General features: G+C 67.4%; 17 protein-coding genes. 10 read left to right on the top strand and 7 right to left on the bottom strand.

The features are described from left to right. Position 1: 1 nt before the first annotated feature. The 4 genes from folP to V8324_RS02515 all read right to left on the bottom strand — a co-directional run bounded on the left by folP (position 2) and on the right by V8324_RS02515 (position 4353). Complete coding sequence (gene folP / locus V8324_RS02530) at positions 2–1006, bottom strand: dihydropteroate synthase (protein ID WP_336418338.1); 1005 nt, start codon at positions 1004–1006, stop codon at positions 2–4. 14 nt (positions 1007–1020) lie between these two features. Then, a complete protein-coding gene (locus tag V8324_RS02525; protein ID WP_336418337.1) occupies positions 1021–1950 on the bottom strand; it encodes a dihydroneopterin aldolase in 930 nt (309 codons plus the stop codon). Between the two features lie 191 nt (positions 1951–2141). Next, positions 2142–2588 carry a hypothetical protein gene (locus tag V8324_RS02520; protein ID WP_336418336.1) on the bottom strand — a complete coding sequence of 149 codons (447 nt, stop codon included), beginning with the start codon at positions 2586–2588 and terminating at the stop codon, positions 2142–2144. Positions 2589–2730: 142 nt separating this feature from the next. Continuing rightward, complete coding sequence (locus V8324_RS02515) at positions 2731–4353, bottom strand: acyl-CoA dehydrogenase family protein (RefSeq protein ID WP_336418335.1); 1623 nt, start codon at positions 4351–4353, stop codon at positions 2731–2733. A gap of 144 nt (positions 4354–4497) precedes the next feature. On the opposite strand from V8324_RS02515, the gene V8324_RS02510 reads away from it, so the two are divergent. The 6 genes from V8324_RS02510 (at position 4498) to xth (ending at position 11200) form a co-directional block, all read left to right on the top strand. Further along, positions 4498–4794: an FtsB family cell division protein gene (locus V8324_RS02510; RefSeq protein WP_336418334.1), complete on the top strand. Its 297-nt coding sequence runs from the start codon at positions 4498–4500 to the stop codon at positions 4792–4794. Positions 4795–4907: 113 nt separating this feature from the next. Beyond that, positions 4908–6557, top strand: coding sequence for a Na/Pi cotransporter family protein (locus V8324_RS02505; RefSeq protein ID WP_336418333.1), 1650 nt, complete (start codon positions 4908–4910; stop codon positions 6555–6557). A 102-nt stretch (positions 6558–6659) separates the two neighbouring features. After that, positions 6660–7670 carry a pyruvate dehydrogenase (acetyl-transferring) E1 component subunit alpha gene (gene pdhA, locus V8324_RS02500; RefSeq protein WP_336418332.1) on the top strand — a complete coding sequence of 337 codons (1011 nt, stop codon included), beginning with the start codon at positions 6660–6662 and terminating at the stop codon, positions 7668–7670. Positions 7671–7685: 15 nt separating this feature from the next. Further along, positions 7686–9071, top strand: a complete 1386-nt coding sequence (locus tag V8324_RS02495; RefSeq protein WP_336418331.1) for a pyruvate dehydrogenase complex E1 component subunit beta — start codon at positions 7686–7688, stop codon at positions 9069–9071. Positions 9072–9083: 12 nt separating this feature from the next. Then, complete coding sequence (locus tag V8324_RS02490) at positions 9084–10421, top strand: pyruvate dehydrogenase complex dihydrolipoamide acetyltransferase (protein ID WP_336418330.1); 1338 nt, start codon at positions 9084–9086, stop codon at positions 10419–10421. Next, positions 10418–11200, top strand: a complete 783-nt coding sequence (gene xth, locus V8324_RS02485) for an exodeoxyribonuclease III (RefSeq protein WP_336418329.1) — start codon at positions 10418–10420, stop codon at positions 11198–11200. The genes V8324_RS02490 and xth overlap by 4 nt, the downstream gene beginning before the upstream one ends. Before the next feature lie 69 nt (positions 11201–11269). Here the strand turns inward: xth and V8324_RS02480 are convergent, their stop codons facing one another. Further along, positions 11270–12439 (bottom strand): FAD-dependent oxidoreductase, encoded by a 1170-nt coding sequence (locus V8324_RS02480; RefSeq protein WP_336418328.1) that lies wholly within the window; start codon positions 12437–12439, stop codon positions 11270–11272. An 88-nt stretch (positions 12440–12527) separates the two neighbouring features. Then, positions 12528–12950 (bottom strand): RNA polymerase-binding protein DksA, encoded by a 423-nt coding sequence (gene dksA / locus V8324_RS02475; RefSeq protein WP_336418410.1) that lies wholly within the window; start codon positions 12948–12950, stop codon positions 12528–12530. A 191-nt stretch (positions 12951–13141) separates the two neighbouring features. Here dksA and V8324_RS02470 point away from each other — a divergent pair, with 191 nt between their 5' ends. From V8324_RS02470 to V8324_RS02455, 4 genes are read left to right on the top strand one after another with little or no spacing between them, the layout of a single operon-like run. Continuing rightward, a complete protein-coding gene (locus V8324_RS02470; protein WP_336418327.1) occupies positions 13142–13987 on the top strand; it encodes an AAA family ATPase in 846 nt (281 codons plus the stop codon). Then, positions 13987–15390 carry a DUF2927 domain-containing protein gene (locus V8324_RS02465; RefSeq protein ID WP_442970451.1) on the top strand — a complete coding sequence of 468 codons (1404 nt, stop codon included), beginning with the start codon at positions 13987–13989 and terminating at the stop codon, positions 15388–15390. Before V8324_RS02470 ends, V8324_RS02465 begins: the two co-directional genes overlap by 1 nt. A gap of 3 nt (positions 15391–15393) precedes the next feature. After that, positions 15394–15561, top strand: coding sequence for a hypothetical protein (locus tag V8324_RS02460; RefSeq protein ID WP_336418325.1), 168 nt, complete (start codon positions 15394–15396; stop codon positions 15559–15561). 6 nt (positions 15562–15567) lie between these two features. Beyond that, positions 15568–16752 carry a vWA domain-containing protein gene (locus V8324_RS02455; protein ID WP_336418324.1) on the top strand — a complete coding sequence of 395 codons (1185 nt, stop codon included), beginning with the start codon at positions 15568–15570 and terminating at the stop codon, positions 16750–16752. Here V8324_RS02455 and V8324_RS02450 read toward each other — a convergent pair. After that, positions 16725–17996 (bottom strand): PqqD family protein, encoded by a 1272-nt coding sequence (locus tag V8324_RS02450; protein WP_336418323.1) that lies wholly within the window; start codon positions 17994–17996, stop codon positions 16725–16727. The genes V8324_RS02455 and V8324_RS02450 overlap by 28 nt on opposite strands. Between the last annotated feature and the right edge of the window lie 2 nt (positions 17997–17998).

The raw sequence follows: 17998 nt of genomic DNA, 5'->3' as shown, positions 1-17998 counted from the left end.
ATCAGGCGGCGCCGTGCACCGCCTGCCACAGATCCAGCGCCGCGCGGGTCTCGGCCACGTCATGCACGCGCAGGATCTGCACGCCCTGCCCCACCGCGCCAAGCGCCACCGAGAGCGAGCCGGGCACGCGGTCGCGGGCCTCGGGGGTGCGGCTGATATCGCCGATGAAGCGCTTGCGCGACGCGCCCAGCAGGATCGGGCAGCCCAGCCCGTGAAACAGCGACAGGTTGCGCAGAAGGCGCAGGTTGTGTGCTTGGGTCTTGCCGAACCCGATGCCGGGATCGACGATGATGGCCCCATGCGGGATGCCGAGCGCGATCAGAGCCGCGACCCGCAGCGCCAGCCAGTCATAGACATCGAGCAGGACGTCATCGTAGCGCGGATCGGCCTGCATGGTCTCGGGCGATCCTTGCGCATGCATCACGCAGACCGGCAGCGCGTGTTCCGAGGCGAAGGGGGCAAGATCCGCGTCGAAGGTGAAACCCGACACGTCGTTGACCAGCGCCGCGCCGGCGCGCGCCGCGGCGCGCGCCACCTCTGTCTTGCGCGTGTCGATCGAGATGGGTGCCGCGATCTCGGCATGGATGGCGGCGATCACCGGGGCGGTGCGCGCGATCTCGGTTTCGGTGCTTACCGCGGCCGCACCAGGCCGGGTGGATTCGCCGCCCACGTCGAGGATCGCCGCGCCGGCCCCGGTCATCGCATGGGCGTGGGCGAGCGCGCGCGCGGGGTCGACATGCTCTCCGCCATCCGAGAAGCTGTCGGGCGTCACGTTGAGGATGCCCATGATCCGCGGCGCGCCCATCCCTACCCCGGCGACCGCGTCGCGCGGCGCTGTCAGGCGTGCCGCGACGCGCTCTGGCAGGTCGGATGCGGGCATCAGGCGGGGCGGCGCGCCACGCTCGAGCACCTCGACGCGGTCGAACCAGCACCAGCCCCCGGCGAGGGTCAGCGCGCCGTCGGGGCGCGCGGGATCGGTGCGGGGCACGGGGCGGTAATAGGGCATGGCAGTCTCGCGCGTCACAGGCCCGAGCGGGCGATATCCTGCAGGATCACTGGCACGCGGCAGGCGGCGGGCGGCCCCTCGCCGATCAGCATCAGGTCCGACGCCTCGATCTGCCCGGCGAACCACGCGGCAAGGTCGACCGGCCGGTCGGGCCCCACGGTCGGCCCGTCCACCGCGTCGAGCACGATCTTCGACGGCGCCCAGACACTGATCTGGCCGTGTTTCATCGCCCAGTCGAGTTCGGTTCGCGTGGCGACCACCACGCAGCGGTCATCGCGCCCCGCAAGAACCCATGCGTTCTGCTCGATCGCCAGCAGGTCGACGCGGCGCTGCGTCATGCGGTGGCCGGTGACCGGGCCGGGCGTGTCGGGCCGTCCGACGCACAGGATCACCGGCTCTGCCCGCGCCTCCAGCTGGTCGAGCCACCGGCCTAGATTGCCGGAACGCACCGCCGCGTTGGTAAGGAAGACCACATGCGGATGCGGCGCGGTGTCGGGCTTGGGGCTGGCGGGTTTGCTGCGCAGGTCATCGACCGAGCGGACGATCTCGACGCCAAGCGCGCCGGGGCCGCGGTCGAGCTTTTCGATACGCACGAAGGTGCGCACCGCCTGCGGCTCGAAGAGGATACGCTCGGCGATGCGTTCGGCCAGCGTTTCCAGAAGGTTGAGACGTTCCTCGGCCAGCGCCGCCGAAATCGCCTCGGTCACGCGGTCGTAGGACAGGATGCGGTCGACATCATCGTCGAGCGCGTCGGCCATGGGGCGCACCTCGACCACGACATTGAAGCAGATCCGCTGCGTCGTGCCGCGTTCCGCCTGAAAGGCCCCGATCTCGACCGAGACGACATGATCGCGCAGCGAGATCCGGTCCAGCGGACCATCGGGCGCCGTGGCAGAGGCCCGCGCCGCGGGATGCTCGAAGGCAAGACGGATTTCATGGCTCATTGCGGGACCCCCTCCCCTGACATGGTGGCGGCCTGATAACACGCGGGGCCCGGGCGTGAAACACGGGAATGCGACGGGTAAGACGATAGTTGCAAGGGCGGCGCCCGGCGATGCGTAGTGTCGCGGCACATCCGGGCACCGCCGCCGCATGATCCGTTAGGGGCGGCGGTGTCGGCAGTCAGGCGGGGTCGTCAGAAGGACATGATCCGCGTGCGCTCGGCCAGCAAGCGCGCGGCGACCGCGGGCGGCTTGGCGGCGGTCACGCCGTCGATCAGCGCATCGGCCTCGATCCCCTTGTTGGGCAGGTAGATCGCGCAGACCTCGACCGTCGCGCCCTGGTCCATGACCTTCTGCATCAGGCCTTGCGGGCTCATCCCCTTGGGTTTCTGCGGGGCGGTGGCGGCTTCGGGCGGCTCTTTCAGCGCGAGATCGCCAGCCGGGCCGCAAAGCAGCACATAAGCCTCGGCGCCGGCCTGCATAGATTGCATCGTGAGCACCATCGACATGAGTTGGGTCTGCGGATTTTCGGCCGCCAGGATGGTGACCATCTTGTTGGCGGTCTGACCCTCCTGTGCGTGGCTGGCCGGGGCGGCGAGGGTGGCAAGGCCAAGGGCGGCGGCTGTCAGGTATGTGCGCATGGGATCCTCCGGATGCGTCAAGGTGAGTCCAAAACCTATGTTTTGCATCCCTAGCAGTAGAGGCCCCATCTACCGCCAGCCTTGATCTGGATCAAACATATATGTTTTCTGGAATGTGTTATCAGAAAGGCAGTTGCCCGAGTCAGCCGCCCAGCCGGGCCAGCACCGGGGCGGGATCGATCGCGCCGATGGCGCCGGCAACACGGCCGCGCGCATCCCCAAGCCGGGTCGCGACATAGGCCGCGGCCACCGCATCCGGCGCATGCCGCAGCATCACCGACCCGGTCAGCAGCGTGGCGAGGCTTTCGACATACCAACGCGCCTGCGCTTCCTCTGGCAGTGCGGGGAAGGTCTGCCGGTGCGCCTTCACCGCAGCGTCGAAGGCGCGGTCCTGCCCCGCCACGGACGCAAGTTCGGCTTCCAGCGCCTCGGCCGCCAGAGGTTCTCGGTGCAGGGTGCGCAGGATGTCGAGGCAGATGACGTTGCCCGCGCCCTCCCAGATCGAATTGAGCGGGGCCTCGCGGTAGAGCATCGGCAGCGCGGTATCCTCGACATAGCCCATGCCGCCCATCACCTCCATCGCCTCGTAGACCAGCCCCGGGCACAGCTTGTTGCCCAGGAACTTGGCCAGCGCCACGCCGAGCCGGGCGAAGGCACGATCCTGCGGGCTGTCACCGTCGAAGGTGCGCGCGACATGCAGGCCGAGCGCCAGCGTGCCCTCCCAGTCGAGCGCCAGATCGGCGAGGACGCTGCGCATCAGCGGCTGGTCGATCAGCCGTTTCTGGAACGCCGTGCGGTGCCTCACCCAGTAGGTGGCATGATCGAGCGCCGCGCGCATCAGCCCCGCCGGCGCCATCGCGGTGTCGAGCCGGGTGTGATGCACCATCTCGATGATCGTGCGCACGCCCGCGCCCTCCTCGCCCAGCCGGTGCGCCAGCGCGCCCCGATACTCGATCTCGGCCGAGGCATTGGCGCGATTGCCCAGCTTGTCCTTCAGGCGCTGGATCTCGATGGCGTTGCGGCCGTCCTCCAGCCAGCGGGGAACGAGGAAGCAAGTGAGCCCACCGTCGGTCTGCGCCAGCGTCAGGAATCCGTCTGACATCGGCGCCGAGCAGAACCATTTATGCCCGGTCAGCCGGTAGAGGTCACCGTCGGGCGCCGCCGTGGTGGCGTTGCCGCGAATATCGGAGCCACCCTGTTTTTCCGTCATCGCCATGCCGAGCGTCGCCGCGTTTTTCTGCGCCAGCGGCCGGATCGCCGGATCATGCGCCCGCGCGGTCAGCTTGGGCGTCCAGGCCTGCGACAGGCCCGCGTCGGCGCGCAGCGCGGGCACCGCGGCATAGGTCATGGTCATCGGGCAACACACGCCCGGCTCGACCTGGCTGGTGAGATAGACCATCGCGGCATGGGTGGCGTGACCGCCGGGCCCACCCTTCCATGGCAGCGCCGCGTAGCCCGCACCAAGCCCGGCCTGCAGAAGCTGGTGATAGGCGGGATGAAACCGCACCTCATCCAGCCTGCGCCCGCCCGCATCGAAGGCCAGAAGTTCCGGGGGATGACGCCGCGCGGCGCAGCCGGCCTCGCGCATCTCCCGCGTGCCGAGCAGCCCGCCGTACTCCGCGAGGTGGCCCGCATCCGCGCCGCCCGCCGCGGCATGGCATTGCAATGCCGGGTCGCTGCCCCAAAGGTCGAGATCACCGCGCGGGGCGGGTTGGTTGGTCACCTCATGCGTGGCGAGCGTCTCGCGGGCCGGGCTGTCGGGCATCAAGGGCTCCCCGTTTTTCCGTCACCGCCAATTGTAAAGCTGGACAGGTTGTGGCGAAAGAGAATTCACAAAACCCGTCGCGTGTGTCAATGTTGCCCCATACGCTGGATCCAACCGGCACCGCGAGGCAGAGCAGAGCACGCCATGACCGCCCAAAACCGCCCCTGGGGCGCGCTGATCTTCTATACCGTCGCGGTTTTGCTCGGGGGCTATTTCGCCTTTGCCGCCGTGCAGGGCGATTACGGCCTCTTCCGGCGCGCCGAGATCGAGGCGCAGGAGAATGCTTTACGCGCTCAGCTCGAGACGATCGAGACCGATGTCGACCGCATGGAGAACCTCACCAAGCGGTTGTCGGACGACTACCTCGACCTCGACCTTCTGGACCAGCAGGCGCGCGAGGTTCTGGGCATGATGCGCAGCGACGAGATCGTGATCCGCTGACGCGTGCGCCGGCCTCTGGCCTTCGGGTTGACTTCGCCCGCGGCGGGGGTTGATTGTAACAGAATTATGACAAACAGAACGGATCAGGCGGTCCGGAAAGGCATGGTGTCCGCGTGCAGTCGCTTGCGGTTCTGATCTCGATCGGTGGTGCGGTGGCGTTGCTGCTCTTCGCGCTGCGGCTGGTGCGGGACGGGGTGACCGATGCGTTCGGGCTGCGGCTGAAACTGGCGCTCGGCCACGGCACGCGCACCGCGCCGCGCGCCTTCCTGTCGGGGATGATCGCCACGCTCGGGCTGCAATCCTCGACCGCCACGGCGCTGATGACCTCGGGCTTCGTCGAGCGGGACATGATCGCGCAGGGCCGCGCTCAGATCGTCTTGCTGGGCGCCAATCTGGGCACCGCGCTGACCGCGCTGATCGTCACCGCGGGGATCGAGGCGCTGGCGCCGGTGCTGCTGCTTCTGGGCTACGTGCTCTACCGGCAGACGCCACGCGTTGTCTCAGGGATCGGGCGGGCGCTGATCGGTATCGGGCTGGTCCTGTTGTCGCTGACCTTGCTGACGCAGGCGACGGCACCGCTGCGCGACTCGGCGGCGCTGACCGCGTTTCTGGGCCTTCTCGGCGATGCGTGGCCGGTGGCCTTCGCGGTGTCCGCGGCCCTGGCAGCGCTGTTCTCGTCATCGCTGGCGATGGTCATGCTGATCGTGTCGCTTGGGTTGACCGGCGGTCTGGATCCGGCCCTTGCGGTGGTGCTGGTGCTGGGCGCCAATTTCGGCGGCGCGATCCCGCCGGTCCTGGCGACGCTGGCTGCCAGCCCCGCAGCCCATCGGGTGACCCTCGGCAACCTCATGGTGCGCGGGCTGGGATGTCTTCTGGCGCTGCCCTTCGCCGCGATGATCGGACGTGAACTGGAAGCCGTGACATGGCTTGCCGGCGGCCTTCCCGTCGAAGCGCATCTTGCCTTCAACCTCGCCCTCGCCGTGCTGATCTGGCCGCTCGCGGGGCTTCTGGCCCGGGCCCTGCCGCTGGCGGTGCCCGATCCGCCCGCCGAGGCCGGCGACGGGCCCCGCTGGCTGGACGAGGCGGCGCTCGATCACCCCGAGGTGGCGCTGGCCGGGGCGAGCCGCGAGGCGCTGGAGCTTGGCGACACCGTCGAGCGGATGCTGCAACTGATCATGACCGCCTTTCGCGACAACGATCCCGCCGCGCTGCGCGAGATCGCCCGCCTCGAGGAACGGGTAGACCGTCTGCAACAGGAGGTGAAGCTCTACCTGTCGCGGCTTGGCGCAGGGGCCTCGAAACGCGACAAGCGCCGCACGATCACCGTGCTCGACTACATCATCAATCTCGAACATGCCGGCGACATCATCGAAAAGGGGCTGGCCGTGCAGGTCGACCGCAAGATCAGCCTCGGGCTGTGGTTCTCGGCCGAGGGGTACCGCGAACTCGAGGCGCTGTTCGACCTGACGCTGGACACCATGAAGATCGCCCAGACCATCTTCATGACCCCCGACCGGGGGCTGGCCAAGCAGCTGATCGAGACCAAGGTGCGCATCCGCCACATGGAGCGCCGCTCGCCCGAGCGGCATTTCCGGCGGCTGCGCAAGGGCCATACAGACAGCCTGCAAACCTCGTCGCTGCATCTCGACATGCTGCGCGACCTCAAGCGGGTCAGCGCGCATCTGATCTCGGTCGCGCATCCGATCCTCGACGAGGAGGGGATGCTGGTCGAAAGCCGGCTGAAGGACACCGCCGAAGGCTGAGGCCGCACCCGCGCCGCGGCAAATCCCCCTCGCAACGGCGCGGCGATTGCTATACCACCTTGCTTGACGGTCAACGACATGCCGCAGCAGGGAGGGGCGACCATGGCGACCCGCAAAAGCACAACGAAACCCAAGGCGTCCGCGGACGAGCTCAAGCGGTACTACCGCGACATGCTGCTCATCCGGCGGTTCGAGGAAAAGGCCGGCCAGCTTTACGGCATGGGGCTGATCGGCGGGTTCTGCCATCTCTATATCGGGCAGGAAGCGGTCGTCGTGGGGCTGGAAGCCGCCGCCGAAGAGGGCGACAAGCGCATCACCACCTACCGCGATCACGGTCACATGCTGGCCTGCGGCATGGATCCCAGGGGGGTGATGGCCGAGCTTACGGGGCGCGCCGACGGCTATTCCAAGGGCAAGGGTGGCTCGATGCACATGTTCTCGACCGAGAAGCAGTTCTATGGCGGGCACGGCATCGTGGGCGCCAATGTCCCGCTTGGCGCGGGGCTGGCCTTCGCCGACAAGTATCTCGGCAACGACCGCGTGACCTTCACGTATTTCGGCGACGGCGCGGCCAACCAGGGCCAGGTCTACGAGACCTTCAACATGGCCGCCCTCTGGGATCTGCCGGTGGTCTTCGTGATCGAGAACAACCAGTATGCCATGGGCACCTCGCAGCAACGCTCGACCTCGTCACCCGAGATCCACACCCGCGGCGAGGCCTTCGGCATCCCCGGCGAGGCGGTGGACGGGATGGACGTGCTCGCCGTCAAGGCGGCGGGCGACAAGGCGGTCAAGCACTGCCGCGCCGGAAAGGGGCCGTATATCCTCGAGATCAAGACCTATCGCTATCGCGGCCATTCGATGAGCGATCCGGCGAAATACCGCACCCGCGAAGAGGTGCAGAAGATGCGCGAGGAAAAGGACGCGATCGAGCATGTGCGCGAATTGCTGATTTCCGGCGATCACGCCTCCGAGGAGGATCTCAAGGCGATCGACAAGGAGATCAAGGAGATCGTCAACGGCGCGGCCGACTTCGCCAAGGAAAGCCCGGAACCGGCGGTCGAGGAGCTGTGGACCGACATCATCACCGACACGGCACCGCAGAACGCCTGAGGAGGAGAGACGAGAATGGCCACCGAGATCCTGATGCCCGCGCTGTCGCCGACGATGGAGGAGGGCACGCTGGCCAAGTGGCTGGTCAGCGAAGGCGACACCGTCAAGGCCGGCGACATCATGGCCGAGATCGAGACCGACAAGGCGACGATGGAATTCGAGGCCGTGGACGAGGGCACGATCGGAAAGATCCTCGTCGGCAACGGCACGTCGGGGGTGAAGGTCAACACCCCGATTGCCATGCTGCTCGACGAGGGCGAGAGCGCAGACGATATAGAGGCGCCAAAGTCAGGCGACGCCCCGAAGCCGGCGCCCCGGCCCGCCAACCCCCCGGCCGAAGCGAAATCGCAGGGAGGTCCCGCATCAAGTGCGATAGGGGTTTCGTCACAGGCGGACCCCGACTGGCCCGAGGGCACCGAAACCGAGCAGAAGACCGTGCGCGAGGCGCTCAACACCGCCATGGCCGAAGAGATGCGCCGCGACGACACCGTGTTCATCATGGGCGAGGAGGTCGCGGAATACGAGGGCGCCTACAAGATCACCCAGAACCTGCTGGACGAGTTCGGCGCGCGGCGGGTGATCGACACGCCGATCACCGAACACGGCTTCGCCGGCATCGGGCTGGGTGCGTCCTGGGGCGGGTTGCGCCCCGTCGTGGAATTCATGACGTGGAACTTCGCGATGCAGGCGATGGACCAGATCATCAACTCGGCGGCCAAGACGCTTTACATGTCCGGCGGCCAGATGGGCAGCCCGATCGTCTTTCGCGGCCCCAACGGTGCCGCGGCGCGGGTGGCCGCGCAGCACAGCCAGGATTACGCGGCGTGGTACGCGCATGTGCCCGGACTGCGCGTGGTTCAGCCCTATTCGGCGGCCTGCGCCAAGGGCCTTCTGAAAGGCGCCATCCGCGACCCCAACCCGGTGATCTTCCTGGAAAACGAGATCCTCTACGGCAAGAGCTTCGAGGTGCCGAAGCTCGACGATTTCACCATTCCCTTCGGCAAGGCGAAGATCTGGCGCGAAGGGGCCGACGTGACCATCGTCAGCTTCGGCATCGGCATGACCTACGCGCTGGACGCCGCCGAAACGCTGGCCGAGGACGGGATCGAGGCCGAGGTGGTGGACCTGCGCACGCTGCGACCGATGGACACCGCCACGGTGATCGAAAGCGTGCAAAAGACCAATCGCTGCGTCACCGTCGAGGAAGGCTGGCCCGTGGGGGCCATCGGCAACCACATCTCGGCGGTACTGATGCAGCAGGCCTTCGATTATCTCGATGCGCCGGTGATCAACTGCACCGGCAAGGACGTGCCCATGCCCTATGCCGCGAACCTCGAAAAGCTGGCGCTGACCTCGACCGAGGAGGTGACCCGAGCCGTGCGCCAAGTGACCTATCGCTGAGGGAGAGACGCTATGCCGACAGAGATCCTGATGCCCGCCCTCTCGCCCACCATGGAAGAGGGCACGCTGGCGAAATGGCTGGTCAAGGAAGGCGATACCGTCAATGCCGGCGACCTTCTGGCAGAGATCGAGACCGACAAGGCGACGATGGAATTCGAGGCCGTGGACGAAGGCACAATCGGCAAGATCCTGATCGCCGGGGGCACCGAGGGCGTGAAGGTCAACACGCCGATCGCCATGCTGCTCGAAGACGGCGAGGACGCCTCCGACATCGAAACGCCATCGACGCCCGCGCCGGAGGCCGCGAAGCCGGCCGACGCGGCCGCCGAGGCGGCCCCCGAAGGGGGCTCCGAGAAGGCCGCGCCCGCGCCTTCCGAGCCCTCGCTCCCCGACACGCCCGCCCCGGCCGCCCCGTGCACGGCCGACGGCACCCGCATCTTCGCCTCGCCTCTGGCGCGCCGCATCGCCGCCCAGAAGGGCCTCGATCTGACGCGGATCACCGGCTCCGGCCCGCATGGCCGAATCGTCAAGGCGGACGTCGAGGCAACGCAGCCCGCCGCCGCGCCCGCAAAGCCGCCCGAAAAGTCCGCCGAGCCCGCGATGGCCGCAGCCCCCGCAGGGCCCTCTGCCGACGCGGTCGCGGCCATGTACGAGGGGCGCGACTACGAGGTGGTCACCCTCGACGGCATGCGCCGCACCATCGCCGCGCGGCTCACGCAGGCCAAGCAGACCGTGCCGCATTTCTACCTGCGCCGCGAGATCCGCCTCGACGCGCTGATGACATTCCGCGCCGAACTGAACGCGCGACTCGAGGCGCGCGGCGTGAAGCTGTCGGTCAACGATTTCATCATAAAGGCCTGCGCCCTGGCGCTGCAGGATGTCCCCGACGCCAATGCCGTCTGGGCCGGCGACCGTATCCTCAAGCTGAAGCCGTCGGACGTGGCGGTGGCCGTGGCGATCGAGGGCGGGCTCTTCACGCCCGTGCTGCGCGATGCCGAGATGAAATCGCTCTCGGCGCTGTCCTCGGAGATGAAGGATCTCGCCAGGCGCGCCCGCGACCGCAAGCTTGCGCCCCATGAATACCAGGGCGGCACCTTCGCGATCTCCAATCTCGGCATGTTCGGGATCGAGAATTTCGACGCGGTCATCAACCCGCCGCATGGCGGCATCATTGCCGTGGGTGCGGGCGTGCGGAAACCGGTCGTCGGCGATGATGGCGAGCTGACCGTGGCGACGGTGATGTCGGTGACGCTGTCGGTGGATCACCGGGTGATCGACGGCGCGCTCGGCGCGCAGCTTCTGGCCCGGATCGTCGAGAACCTCGAGAACCCGATGGTGATGCTCGCATGAGAATCGCGAGTTTCAACATCAACGGCATCAAGGCGCGGCTGGCCGCGCTGACCGACTGGCTGGATGCGGCCGAGCCCGACGTTGTCCTGCTGCAAGAACTGAAATCCGTCGATGAAAACGTCCCGCGCGAGCCGTTCGAGGACCGCGGATATAACGTCGAGACGCATGGGCAGAAGGGCTTCAACGGCGTGGCGATCCTGTCGAAGCGCCCGCTCGAGGATGTCACCCGCGGCCTGCCCGGCGACACGCACGACGAACAGGCCCGCTGGATCGAGGCCACGGTGATGGGCGAGCGGCGCGCGGTGCGGCTGTGCGGTCTCTACCTGCCGAATGGCAATCCCGCACCGGGGCCGAAATACGACTACAAGCTGGACTGGATGAAGCGGCTGCGCGCGCGGGCCGCGGATCTTCTGGCCAGCGAGGAGCCGGTGCTGATGGGCGGCGATTACAACGTCATCCCCCAGGACGAGGACGCCGCCAAGCCGGACGCGTGGCGCGACGATGCCCTCGCCCTGCCCGACAGCCGCGCGGCGTTCCGGCGGATACTGAACCTCGGCTTCACCGAAGCGTTCCGCGCCCGGCATCAGGGGCCGGGGCATTACACGTTCTGGGATTACCAGGCCGGGGCGTGGAACCGCAATGACGGTATCCGCATCGACCATTTCCTGCTCAGCCCGCAAGCGGCCGACCTGATGACGGACTGTCACATCGAGAAAGAGGTGCGCGGGCGGGAGAAACCGTCGGATCACGTGCCCGTCTGGGTCGAGATCGACGCCTGAGCGGTGCGCCAAGAAAACTTGGAATTTTCTTGACCGGAATTTTCGAAAATTCCGTGCCCTGACTCGGCCTCAAACCGCCCGCGTCACGTCATGGCCGTAAAGCCAGTCGAATTGCCGCATCATTCGCACCGGCGCGAACCGTCCGCCCGTCCGCAGCGCGGCATGCGCCGCCCATCTGAGCGGCGGAAAGGACAGGTGGTACTTCCACGCGTTGCGGCTGGCTGCCTTTACGACCTTTGCCGTGCGGCCCTCGCGCCGGGCCTGATAGCGGCCAAGCGCCGCGGCGACCGTGGATTCGGACGACAGCGCGTCGGCCAGAACCCACGCATCCTCGAGCGCCATCGACGCCCCCTGCGCCAGAAACGGCAGCATGGGATGCGCCGCGTCACCTAGGATCGCCGCCCCGCCCGCATGCCAGACCCGCGCCACCGGATGCCGAAACAGACCCCAGAGGTTCACCTCCTCCACCGCGTCGAGCATCGCACGCGCGTCGCCCCCGAAATCCCCGAAGGCTGCGCGCAGGACCATGGGATCGTCGCGCTGGCTCCAGCTTTCGGCGGTCCAGGCGGCGCGTTCCTGCACCGCGACGAGGTTGAGCATCGTCCCGCCGCGCAGCGGATAGCTGACCAGGTGGCGCATCGGCCCCATATGCACCTGTACATGCGGGCCGCGATCCCACGGGTTTGGCACCGTCGCGCGCCACGCCACCTGGCCGGTGAAGAGCGGCGTGATGTCCGCGTTGAGCCCGCGCCGCACGACCGAATGCAACCCGTCCGCGCCGATCACCAGATCGGCCTCGAGCGTCGCGCCGTTGGCGAGGTGCACGCAAGGCCGCGCGCCCTTCTCGACCCGGACCACCTTCTGCAGAAGCCGGATATGCACCCCGGCCGCACGCGCGGCGTCGGCGAGGATGTCGATCAGGTCGGCACGGTGAACGAAATGATACTCGCTGTCATCAAGCGCGCGCAGGTCGAGGCGCACCACCTCTGGCCCCTTGTAGTCACGCAGGCTGACGGTCGCGGCCTGCATGGCCCTCGCGCGCAGCGTGTCATCCAGCCCGAGGCCGCGCAGCACGGCAAATCCGTTGGGGCTTATCTGCAGGCCCGCGCCGACCTCGGCGATCTCGGGTGCCTGTTCCAGCACACTGACATTGGCCCCGCGCTGCGCGAGCGTACAAGCTACTGCCAGTCCGCCAATGCCGGCCCCGATCACGCAGACCTTCAACGCCTTCAGTTCCATGGCCGCCTTTCGGAAAAGAAAACACCGGAGGACTGACCCCCGGTGCACCCGAATGTCGTAGATCCGGCGCGTCGGGCGCCGATCCGGGTCAGTCGTCGCGGTGCACCCTTTCGCGACGCTCGTGGCGTTCCTGCGCCTCGAGGGTCATGGTGGCGATGGGACGCGCATCCAGCCGTTTGAGGCTGATCGGTTCGCCGGTGCGTTCGCAATATCCGAATTCGCCCTCCTCGATGCGGCGCAGGGCCGCGTCGATCTTCGAGACCAGCTTGCGCTGGCGATCGCGGGTACGCAATTCCAGCGACCGGTCGGTTTCCTCGCTGGCGCGGTCGGCGACATCGGGAATGGCCCGCGTGCCGTCCTGCAGCCCTTCGATGGTTTCACGGCTGCCATCCAGCAGTTCCTGGCGCCACGCGACCAGCTTGCGCCGAAAGTATTCGAGCTGCTGTGGGTTCATGAATGGCTCGTCTTCTGCCGGCCGATAATCCTCGGGCAGGAACACTTCCGATTTCATTTCCATCCCCTCGTCACGCCATGTATCCGGCATCGTTACCTCCTGCGACAACCAAGCCAATCTACGGCGTGATCTATACCCGTCGGGGCGGATTGTCACTAGCCAAACACATGGCATTGATGTGAATTGTCGAACGCCATACGGTAGCCGGCATTGGTTTGTGACCGGGCCGCGAAAGGATCGAGCAGCGCATGAATTTCCAGGGAACCGACACCTATGTCACCACCGACGACCTCGCGGTCGCGGTCAACGCCGCCGTCACGCTCGAGCGCCCTCTGCTTGTCAAGGGAGAGCCCGGCACCGGCAAGACCGAGCTGGCCCGGCAGGTGGCACAGGCGCTCGGGCTGCGCCTGATCGAGTGGAGCATCAAGTCGACCACCCGCGCGCAGCAGGGGCTTTACGAGTATGACGCCGTCAGCCGGCTGCGCGACAGCCAATTGGGCGACGAGCGCGTGCATGACGTGCGCAACTACATCCGCCGCGGCAAGCTGTGGGAGGCGTTCGAGGCGGACCAGAAGGTGGTGCTGCTGATCGACGAGATCGACAAGGCGGATATCGAGTTTCCCAACGACCTGCTGCAGGAACTCGACCGGATGGAATTCCACGTCTACGAGACCGGCGAGACGGTCCGAGCAGCGCACCGCCCGGTGATCATCATCACCTCGAACAACGAGAAGGAACTGCCCGACGCCTTCCTGCGCCGCTGTTTCTTTCACTATATCCGCTTTCCCGAGGCCGAAACGCTGAAACGCATCGTCGAGGTGCATCATCCCGGCATCAAGGAGGCACTGCTGACCGCCGCGCTGACGCAATTCTACGAGATCCGCGACCAGCCGGGACTGAAGAAGAAGCCCTCGACCTCCGAAGTGCTCGACTGGCTGAAGCTGATCCTCGCGGAAGATCTGGCCCCCGAGGATCTGCGCCGCGACGGCGCCGACGCGCTGCCCAAGCTGCATGGCGCGCTTCTGAAGAACGAGCAGGACGTGCATCTGTTCGAGCGCCTCGCGTTCATGGCGCGGCGTCAGCGCCAGAAATGATGATGCGGGGCCATGCGCGCCGCCTGACCGGGCTGCGACCTGCGCTGCTTGCGCTTGTCGTCGTGCTGTCGGCCTGTGCGCCGCGCCCCAAGACCGGTGATCCCGCTGCGCGTGCCGCCGCTTCCGCTTCCGTAGCGCTGCCCGCGATGCGTCAATTCCCTGCCCCGCGCCCGGTGGCGCCGCAGCGCGCCAACCGCGACATCCTGCGCGATTTCCTCGATCTCAGCTTCGCGATGGAATCGGGCCGCGCCCTGCCGTACTTCTCGCGCTTCGAGGAGCCGGTGACCGTGCGGCTGGCCGGGGCGCCGTCCGCCGTTCTGGCCGCCGATCTCGACCGCCTGATCCGCCGCCTGCGGGCCGAGGCGGGGCTCGACATCCGGCGGGTCACGGGCCGCGAGGCACACATCACCGTCGAAGTCGTCTCGCGCGCGCAGATCCGCCGGCACGTCCCGAATGCGGCCTGTTTCGTCGTGCCCAACATCTCGCGCCTCGCGGAGTACCGCCAGGCCCGCACCCTGTCCCTGACAGATTGGACGCGGATCGCACGGCGCGAACGGGTCGCGATCTTCGTGCCCGGCGATTCCAGCCCGCAAGAGGCGCGCGATTGCCTGCACGAGGAACTGGCACAAGCGCTCGGCCCGCTCAACGACCTGTACCGGGTCGCCGACTCCGTGTTCAACGACGATAACGTGCACGCGGTGCTGACCGGGTTCGACATGCTGATCTTGCGCGCCTATTACGCGCCGGAACTGGCCTCGGGCATGACCCGCGCAGAGGTGGCGGCGCGCCTGCCGGCGATCCTTGGCCGCCTCAACCCGCAGGGCGCGCGTATCCCCCCCCGCGACCAGGTGCCCACGCCGCGCGCCTGGACCGAGGCGATCCAGACCGCGTTCGGACCCGGCACGCGCCCCGCCGCACGGCGGTCGGCCGCGACCCGCGCGCTACGCATCGCACGGGGCGCGGGCCTTGACGATCACCGCCTCGGGTTCAGCCATTTCGCGGTCGGCAAGCTGATGCAGGCCCGTGAACCCGAGAGAGCACAGGCCCATTTCATCGCCGCGGATCGCGCCTACAGGCGCAGCCCCGGAACCGAGCTGCACCGCGCCCATGTCGCCGTGCACCTGGCAAGCGACACGCTGTCCGAGGGCCGTGCCCGTGACGCGCTTGCCCGCATCGAACCGCATCTCGAAACCGCGGAACGCCATGAAAACGCCGCCCTTCTCGCGACGCTGCTGATGCTGCAGGCCGATGCGCTCGAGATGACGGGGCAAGGCGACGCGGCGCGGCGGGTCAGGCTGGACAGTCTGGCATGGGCGCGATACGGCTTCGGGCTGAGCGTGGCGGTCCCCGTCGCGGCGATGCGCGCGCGGCCCGGGCAACCGGGAAGCAAACCGGAAGGGTAGACGATGATCATTCTTATCGGGGCCGTTCTGGGTGCCATCATCGGGGCGTGGATCGCGTGGCGTCGAAAGGGCAAGCTGCCCGATATCCTGCTCTACGGCGTGGTCTTCGCGCTGCTCTTCGCGCTTGGCACGCTCTTTGCCACGCTGATCCTCTACCGCGTTACGACCTAGCCTGCGATGTTCCTGCCGTTCTTCGAAAACCTGCGCAAGACCGGCCTGCCGGTGTCACTGCGCGAATACCTCACCTTTCTCGAGGCGATGCGCGCGCATCTGGTGATCTACGACATCGACGGCTTCTACTATCTCGCCCGCAGCGCGATGGTGAAGGACGAACGCCTGATCGACCGCTTCGACCGCGCCTTCGCCGCGACCTTCTCGGGGCTCGAGGCGATCGACCCGCAACAGGTGCTCGAAGCGGTGGACCTGCCCGCCGACTGGCTGGAGAAGATGGCCGAAAAGCACCTCAGCGCGGAGGAAAAGGCCGAGATCGAGTCGCTTGGCGGTTTCGACAAGCTTATGGAAACATTGAAAGAGCGGCTGAAGGAACAAGAGGGGCGCCACCAGGGCGGCTCGAAATGGATCGGCACCGCCGGCACCTCGCCCTTCGGCGCGCATGGCTACAACCCCGAAGGCGTGCGCATCGGGCAGGAGGAAAGCCGCCATCGCCGCGCGGTCAAGGTCTGGGACAAGCGCGAGTTCCGCAATCTCGACGACAGTGTCGAGCTGGGAACGCGCAACATCAAGGTGGCGCTGAAACGCCTGCGCCAATGGGCGCGCGACGGCGCCAACGAGGAGCTGGATCTCGACGGCACGATCCGCGCCACCGCCGAGCATGGCTATCTTGACGTGCAGACCCGCCCCGAACGGCGCAACGCGGTCAAGGTGCTGCTGTTTCTCGATGTGGGCGGCTCGATGGACCCGCATATCAGGGTGGCCGAAGAGCTGTTCTCGGCCGCGCGGGCCGAGTTCAAGCATCTGGAGCATTACTATTTCCACAACTGCCTTTACGAGGGGGTGTGGCGCGACAATGCGCGGCGCTGGAACGCACAGACACCGACCGCGGAGGTGCTCAACACCTATGGCTCGGACTACAAGTGCATCTTCGTGGGCGATGCCAGCATGTCGCCCTACGAGATCGCCTATCCCGGCGGCGCCAACGAGCACTGGAACGCAGAGGCCGGTCACGTCTGGCTGGAACGCGCGCGCGCGCAATGGCCCGATCACCTGTGGATCAACCCGGTGCCGCGGCGCGAATGGGACTACACCCATTCGATCGGCATGATCCGCGAGATCTTCGACGACCGCATGGTGCCGATGACGCTGGAAGGGCTGGATCAGGGCATGCGGCAACTGCTGCGCTGATCCGTCACGCGGACCAGATCGCGCGCCAGCATCTGGCCCAGCAGGGCCGCGAGGTCATGGGTGATGGTGTCGCGCGGCGTGTCCTCGAACAGCAGGTTCAAGGTGTCCAAGATGGCATGGCCGCGCATGGGCTGCTCCAGCAGGCGCCAGACCGCGCCCGCGACCGGATTCAGGCGAAAGTAGTCGCGCCCCGCCATCTGCCACAGGAAGGTGTCGGTGCCGATCACGCGCTCGCTTACCTCGGTGTCACGGCAAAAGACACGCGAAAGATCGGTGGGGGTGACAGGAGGCTCTGTCGCGTCCTGGGGAAGTGGCGGGGCGATGGCGACATCCGGGGCAGGCAGCGTAGGCCCGGCGCAGGCATGCCGGACAAAGGCGGCGGCCTCTTCAAGATCCGAATAGACAAGGCACAGGCAGACGAGCCTGTTCGCCAGCGCGGTCAGTCGGTCGTACTGCGCCTCGGCCTCGCCCGGGTCGGCGACGTTCTGGCGGATCAAACACGCCGCCGCATCGGCGGGTGCCATCGCGTGCAGGCGGGCAGATTTGCCCGGCTCGCGCCGCAGCACGATCAGCGCGTCAAGCGGCACACGCGTTTCCAAGGGGGCCTGACCGGTACTGCGGACGAAGCCATAGCGATGATCCTGAACAGTAAGGCTTTCCATCAGCGCAGCGCGGACGCCCTCTTGCATTCCGGGCGGCAGCGGCAGCCGCAGGCGCGGCTGAATGCCAAGGGCGATCCCGGCCCCGTCAGGGGCCACGGGCAGGATATCGTCACAGAACAGCGCGACATCGGGGTCGGCTGCAAGCCGGGCGACCAGCGTGCTCTTGCCGGCCCGGTATGGCCCGGTCAGCGCCACGAGATGCGACCCGATCCGTGCCGCCCCGCAATGCAGGGCCAGCAGGTCGGGGCGGGTGTCACAATAGCTCTGGACGAGATCAGCCACGGCGCCACTGGTCGCGCCGGCCACCCCGAGATCACTGAGCGGCGTGCGCGACCACCACGATTGAAAGAGGTAGTGCCCCGACCCCGTGCCGCTGATCCGGGTGACGGGCGCGTCCGTGGCTACGCGCGTGTCCGGCGAATGCCGCGCCCAGTCGGGCATGACGGTCTCGAGCGCCGGAGCGATCGCTTCGGCGTCGATCAGCGACAGGATCTGTGGCACATCGCGGAAGGCAAGGCGGTGCGCGCGGAGGTCAAGGCGTCGTCGTCGCAGGGCCGCGAGCGGCGCCAGAAGCCGTTTCATTC

This window comes from Roseovarius sp. D22-M7 (assembly GCF_037083785.1).
GTDB lineage: Bacteria > Pseudomonadota > Alphaproteobacteria > Rhodobacterales > Rhodobacteraceae > Roseovarius.
This window is presented reverse-complemented; position numbering and strand designations above follow the sequence as displayed.